This is a genomic window from Planktotalea frisia (assembly GCF_001890925.1).
Taxonomy (GTDB): domain Bacteria; phylum Pseudomonadota; class Alphaproteobacteria; order Rhodobacterales; family Rhodobacteraceae; genus Planktotalea; species Planktotalea frisia.
In genome coordinates, this window is sequence record NZ_MLCB01000047.1 from 1 (window position 1) to 6,601 (window position 6,601).

The window sequence follows — 6,601 nt, forward strand, 5'->3', positions numbered from 1 at the left end:
CGGATCATGCGGTTAGCTGAATCGTTCTACGGTCAGACGTCAACCCGTCAAAAGTCGGGTGCTCGAGGACTCTGTGTATAGTTCAATCGATTTATCATTCGTTTTTATAGAACGATACAATGTAAAAGATATATTTTTATTTCTCAGACCCTAGAAGTATCCCAACCGAGACATCCAAAAGGAGCCTCGCCATGGATATTCTCGCCACCATCGCCAGCACTGTGTTTGAACAAATGCAAAAACCAACGCTCGCCTTTCTGATCATGGGCGTTTTGCTTGCCGCCCTTGGCAGTAAATTCGAAATCCCAGAGCCCGTTTACAAATTCATCGTGATCTTGCTGCTTTTGAAGGTCGGAATGGGCGCTGGCATTTCAATTCGCGACGCTGACTTGCTGTCCCTTATTGTCCCTGCGGTTGGCGCGGCCTTTGTCGGTATCGCCATCGTGTTGATCGGCAGCCGCACCTTGGCGCGTTGGCATGGGGTCTCAAAGGTGGACGGCCTTGCCACAGCGGGTCTGTTCGGCGCCGTCTCTGCCTCAACCCTTGCGGCGGGCATGGCAATCTTGGACGAAAGCGACATCGCTTATGAAGGCTTCATCGGCGCGCTCTATCCCTTCATGGACATTGCAGCTCTCGTCACAGCCATCGCGCTCGCCAAGGTCAGCGCGGCACGTCAGGAAATGAGCGACGTGAACATCAATGCAGATGGCACAATGAAGACGGGTAGCCCTATTCCCCCGAAACTGTCGAGCGGTGACGGTGACAACGGCGCGATGGTGCGTGCTATTTTGATCGATACCTTTAGAAGCCCTGCGATTTCAGCACTGGTGGCGGGACTGGCGCTAGGTATTTTCGCGCAGCCCGACGCCGTGTTCAAAAGCTTCTACGAGCCACTGTTTCGGGGGCTGCTGTCCATCTTGATGCTGATCATGGGCATGGAAGCTTGGTCACGTCTTTCAGAGCTGAGAAACGTCGCGCATGCCTACATTCTTTACGGGCTTGCAGCGCCAATCATCCACGGTTTGCTCGGGTTTGGCGTAGGCCTTATTGCCCACGAATTGACCGGTTTCTCAGCGGGTGGTGTGATCTTGCTTGCGGTGATGGCCGCGTCCAGCTCTGACATATCCGGCCCACCAACCATGCGCGCCGCGCTGCCAGAGGCAAACTCGTCGGCCTATGTGGGAACGTCTACGGGCCTTGGCACACCCGTCGCGATTCTAAGCATTCCTTTGTTCATCGCCTTGGCTGAACTGTTGATCTAGACTACCAAATCGGGCCTGCGCGAAAACCCTGTGCGGGCCCGTCTTAGAAGAAGAGCGTGAGCCCGATCATCGAAACGGCAAGGAACAAAAGTGTCATGATCCCGCCTGAGCGCACAAAATCCACGACGCGATATCCCGCAGGTCCCATGATCAAAGCATTCACCTGATGCGTTGGAATTAGGAATGAATTCGACGTTGAAATGGCGACCGTGAGCGCAAAAATGGCAGGATCCCCCCCCGCTGAAATCGCAATTGAAATTGCCAGTGGCACAAGCAAAACTGTTGCGCCCACATTTGACATCACGAGCGTAAACACGGTTGCAAGGATCGCAAGACCTGCTTGCAGGGACCACAACGGCCACCCATCGAGCAAGAACAAGATTTGTTCTGCAATCCACATCGCCGTACCCGTATTTTGAACCGCATGCCCCAATGGGATCAATGAGGCGAGCAAAAAGACTGTGCTCCAACTCACCGCATCATAAGCTTCATCAACAGAGATTACGCGCGACAGGATCATGCCAACCGCGCCTGCCAATAAGGCGAGCGAAAGCAACAGGTCCGTGAACAAGATCAAGCCAAGCGTCATGAAAAAGAAACCCAGCGCCCAGTTCACCTTGTGCGGGCGCAATTCGTCCTGTGGAAAGTCTGAGGTCACAACGACAAAGTTCTGATCCGCTTTGACCCGCATTAGGCGCTCCCATTGCACATGCACGACCATCGTATCACCGGCTTGCAAGCTCACTTCACCGATGTGAGTCGCGACATGATTTTCGGTCTCCACATGGCTCATGGTTTCTTCGCCGCGATGGATGGCAAGAATCGAGAGGCCATGTCTTTGACGCAAACGCAGTTCAATTGGCGTTTGACCAATAACCGTTGATCCGGGCGGGATAACAACCTCGGCCACACCGGACTCGGTCGCGGCAAAATCATCCGCGAACACATCCAGCGCGGGCAGAATTTCAAGGCCATAAGGTTCGGCAAACTCATCCTCAAGCACACGGCGTAGGCCCAAGATCGCCAATCGCGCAGGCGCTTCGATCAACGTATCTGCCATCGGCGCAATCACTTTGTGCCCTTTGTAAGACGTCCCCAATATGTAGATGTGATGCGCCACCATGATATCCGCGAGCGATTGGCCGATCAAAATGGACCCCTCAGGCACACGCACTTCGAACAAATCCGCGCGCAGGCCATATGTGCTCTCGACAAAAGTCTGCATGGAGCGCGCCGCCCCCGCATCGGCCCCGCGCCCGCGTTGATCAGGCAAGATCCAGCGGCCGAGCAGCATGAAATAAAGAACCCCTGTCGAAACCAGCATAAGGCCGACCGGCGTGACAGAGAAAAGTCCGAAAGGTTGCATCTGTTGATCCGCAGGCAAGGTGCTGTTTGCAGATATCAACAAATCATTGAGCAAAATAAGTGGCGATGAGCCGACCATCGTAATCGTGCCACCCAGAATGGCGCAAAACCCCATCGGCATTGCCAAGCGGCTCATCGGAATTTCAGTGCGCGCCGAAATACGGCTGATCACAGGCAAAAACAGCGCAGCCGCGCCGACATTTTGCATGAAAGAGCTGATCACCCCAACAGTGCCAGAAACAATAGGGATGATACGTCCTTCGGTCGTGCCACCGCGTTTCAAAATGAGGGCGGCAACTTTGGACATGAGGCCGGTTTTGTCCAAACCTGCCCCGATAATCATGACTGCGATTATAGAAATGACTGCATTCGACGAAAAACCTGAGAACAACTCGCTTCGATCAGCGAGATTGCCGAGCCCTGGTAATGTACTGAGCCCGCCCAAGATCACCATGACCAAGATAGCAGCTAGGTCGATTCGTATGATCTCAGAGACAAACAGAAAGACGGTGAATGCCAGCAGTCCAAGAACCGTCATCATTTCATAAGTTAATACAGTCGCTTCCATTGCGCCTCCCTTTGAGCGCGCAAGATTAACGCCAGTTTGGCATTCTGCAATGCTCTATCCGTCCAAGACTATGCATCAGAACGTAAGTTTTAGCTTTGCGTGTCTGGCAACGTTGCACAGCAACGGGTTGCTCCTTAGCCCAAAATGGCCATTGCACCCAACTCGGTAAACACTCAGCATGTACGCAAAACAACGGACGCACCTCATGACCCAACCAATCAAGCTCATCATCGACACAGACCCCGGCATCGACGACGCAATGGCGATTTTTTACGCCGCAGGTGCGCCTGACATCGATCTCATTGGACTGACGTCAATCTTTGGGAATGTCACAACGGAACAAGCAACGCGCAACGCTTTGCGCTTGCTTGAATGGGCCGGTTTGAGTGGCGTTCCTGTCGCGCAAGGCGCAAAACAGCCACGCGCCCTGCCCGCTTTTCCCCCCTCACATAACGTGCATGGCGATGAAGGTTTTGGCACAATTCCAGCCGCTATACCGCAAGGCAAAGCAATTGAAGAACCCGCCGCTGCCTTTTTGGTGCGCATGGCGCGCGAGCACAAAGGTGAGTTGGTGCTGTGCCCCATCGGTCCTTTGACCAATATCGCGGACGCCATTGATCTAGATCCTGAGTTTGCCAGCAATGTCGCGCGCATCGTGCTCATGGGCGGCTCTTTAGAGGAAGGTGGCAATATCACGTCTCACGCGGAAGCCAACATTTATCACGACCCTCACGCTGCTGAACGGGTTTTTGCCTCTGGGGCGCATATTGTGATGGTTGGCCTTGATGTGACCCACCGTATTCTTTGCACCGCTGAGGATTTTAACACGCTTGAAGCAAACGCGCCTCGCATGGGCGGTCTCATCAACGAAATGAGCCGTTTTTATCTGCATTTCTACACAACTGTGGGCAAGCACGATGGCTGCTCTTTGCATGACCCTGCCGCCGTGATCGCCTGCACGCACCCTCAGCTGTTTGACGCGCGTGCGGTCCCTGTGATGGTTTCTTGCGATGGCGAGACCTCTGGCGCAACCTTGCCCGCTGAGGATACACGCCCAAATACAGATGTTTTGATGCGTGTTGATGCTGAAAAGGTAAAACGTCAGTTTTTTGATGTTATGAGCGCGCTCGACTAACCGATCACATTTTTTCGCAAAACAGCACGATTTGTGACTTGTATCCACATATGCTTCGAGGCTATTCCGGTCAGCGGAGACGTGGCCGAGTGGTCGAAGGCGCTCCCCTGCTAAGGGAGTAACGGGGTAACTCGTTCGAGGGTTCGAATCCCTTCGTCTCCGCCAAAACCCCCAAATGACCATATTGGCCATACAAATAAGGGGTATAGTGACTGGCGTCGAATAGTCAACCACACACGTTAACCACACACGCTGACCACACACACATTTCCGACATAATAAATGCTGTTGAATCACTTTGACTTGTGAACGGTTCTGTCCGCCCAGCGCATGAAGTAGCGAACGACCATAGTGCTGTTGCTTTCCAAGCATCCTGTTGCTGTAAAACCTTGTCACCTAGCTCACAGGTTTCCACAAACGTGCACACCCTCGCTCAGTGGTCTGTCTGGTGCTTTAGGCTGTTAAGTTGGCTTGGCCCTCGCACGCCCTTACCGAACAGTCGTTGACTTATGCACAACAGCAAAACTATTTAAGCTAAATTAAAATGCAAAAGGCGTTCCAGACGATGTTCTCCAAACCAGTAAGCCCCAAATCTGATGTTCCAGCTGCTATCTTGAAAGACACTAAGCAACGTCGCTCAGTTTTACATGATGGCATTGTGATTAAAGGTGATTGGCAAAGCGATGGTATCGTTGAGTTCGGTGGTGAGATCACTGGCGATCTAACAGTAGACGTGCTGATTGTAACATCTACAGGAACGGTTGAGGGCAACGTACGAGCAAGATCGGTCACGGTAGAGGGGCGGTTAAAGGGTACTATCGCAGCTATTGATGTTAGTTTGTCCCCGACAGCGATTGTGAAAGGTGAAATTGAAGCCGAGGGAATTCAAATAGATTTTGGTGCGCAAGTCGAGGGACGCTTAGCAGCAAAAGGTAACGCTTCAAGTTAATACCTCTGTTTACTCGGAATAGCCCCACGCACGCCACCTCTAGGGTCAACGACGTCACCATCTCTCCGTGGGATCAAGTGAACGTGTACGTGGAAGAAGACCGTATGACCTGCTGAGGCTCCAGTATTGATCCCAACATTGAAGCCTGTGACTGTGTTGTCTTAATCTAAGATCGACTGTCGTTGCTCATGGAGCATTGCTTCTATTGTATTTCGTTCGCGCTGATGCAGATCGAAGTAATCAGTTAAGCGGATTCCAGAGCGTCATTCCTGCGTTCAAGCACAATAAAAGCTGCTATGGCGGCAAGCACTACTGTACCACCAATCAGCATCATCCTGTTTGGGCTTTCACCTACTCCCCACCAAACCCAAAGTGGACCTAATACAGTCTCTGACAGCATAATCAGACTTACCGTTGAAGATTTTACATTTCTTGCAGCATACGACAGCGCAACGAATGAAAGCGGTAAAATGCAAATCCCCGTTAATCCAATGGACAGCATATTCATGACAGGCAGCCACTGTATTTTTTCGGCGCACAAATAACCCACACCAGCTGCACACATAGCCCCCAAAGCCATTGCCAGCACGAATGGTGCGTCCTGATCTTTTCGTATCATTGTGAAATTCATGGCTAGCGCGAAAGCTACTCCTAAGCCCAGAAGCAAGCCAATGACGTTCTTTTCACTGATAGTAGCCCGATCGATGTCATGTCCCAGAAGGGAAATCGATAGTCCAGAAAGCACCACAAAAGCAGTCATGAGCGTTAGTTTAGACAGTGGCTCGTTTAGGATTAACCTTGATAAAAGTGCTGCAAAAACTGGGACTGTAGCGACGCCAATCAGAACTATCACAACTGGAGCCAGTGCAATCGCTAAGCTAAAAAATACGGCGTTGAGTAATTGGCAGCAAAGAAGAATGCTAAAGTTAAGCGATGTGATTTTTGACAAACTCTTCCAGCCGTCAAGCATCCCCCAAATGATCAGGTAAGCTGCGCCACTTAGGCTTCCACGCCAGATAAGCATATTCCAACCATCCAACTGAGAAAGTCGCATCAGCAACGTATCGGGCGTTAGCAGCAATGCACCAACTATCGCAAGGGTAACCCCCAAGGTCGTTTTGCGTGTTTGATCTGTAATCTGCTTAATCTTTCTATTTGTTCTAGTAATGGGAGAGGCATAGGAGCCCCTTGTGGTCATAACTTGTGTCACCCGCTTAAGGGTAACGACACAAAGAGTAATATATCCCTACTAGTACCAGACACCTAATGAAGTGGTCCTACTAATTCGGACAGGTTTGTGGCTCAGCTAAGATGTAATCGGG

5 protein-coding genes, 1 tRNA gene and 1 pseudogene are annotated in these 6,601 nt (G+C 51.5%); 4 read left to right on the top strand and 3 right to left on the bottom strand.

Translation table 11 applies throughout. The features are described 5' to 3' along the window. The first annotated feature begins 191 nt into the window (after positions 1 to 191). Positions 192 to 1,262, top strand: a complete 1,071-nt coding sequence (locus tag PFRI_RS02920; RefSeq protein WP_072629255.1) for a sodium-dependent bicarbonate transport family permease — start codon at positions 192 to 194, stop codon at positions 1,260 to 1,262. Positions 1,263 to 1,305: 43 nt separating this feature from the next. Here the strand turns inward: PFRI_RS02920 and PFRI_RS02925 are convergent, their stop codons facing one another. Beyond that, positions 1,306 to 3,195: an SLC13 family permease gene (locus tag PFRI_RS02925; protein ID WP_072629256.1), complete on the bottom strand. Its 1,890-nt coding sequence runs from the start codon at positions 3,193 to 3,195 to the stop codon at positions 1,306 to 1,308. Positions 3,196 to 3,400: 205 nt separating this feature from the next. Here PFRI_RS02925 and PFRI_RS02930 point away from each other — a divergent pair, with 205 nt between their 5' ends. From PFRI_RS02930 to PFRI_RS02940, 3 genes are all read left to right on the top strand, one after another. Then, positions 3,401 to 4,330 carry a nucleoside hydrolase gene (locus PFRI_RS02930; RefSeq protein ID WP_072629257.1) on the top strand — a complete coding sequence of 310 codons (930 nt, stop codon included), beginning with the start codon at positions 3,401 to 3,403 and terminating at the stop codon, positions 4,328 to 4,330. Between the two features lie 75 nt (positions 4,331 to 4,405). Next, positions 4,406 to 4,495: transfer RNA gene (locus PFRI_RS02935), tRNA-Ser, on the top strand. A gap of 400 nt (positions 4,496 to 4,895) precedes the next feature. Beyond that, entirely contained in the window at positions 4,896 to 5,279 is a 384-nt protein-coding gene (locus PFRI_RS02940) for a bactofilin family protein (RefSeq protein WP_072629258.1), read from the top strand. Here the strand turns inward: PFRI_RS02940 and PFRI_RS21925 are convergent. After that, positions 5,276 to 5,416: pseudogene (locus PFRI_RS21925) on the bottom strand (HIT domain-containing protein); the annotation flags it as partial. The gene PFRI_RS02940 and the pseudogene PFRI_RS21925 sit on opposite strands and share 4 nt — an antisense overlap. Before the next feature lie 107 nt (positions 5,417 to 5,523). Next, positions 5,524 to 6,477 (bottom strand): DMT family transporter, encoded by a 954-nt coding sequence (locus PFRI_RS02945; protein ID WP_245812237.1) that lies wholly within the window; start codon positions 6,475 to 6,477, stop codon positions 5,524 to 5,526. Between the last annotated feature and the right edge of the window lie 124 nt (positions 6,478 to 6,601).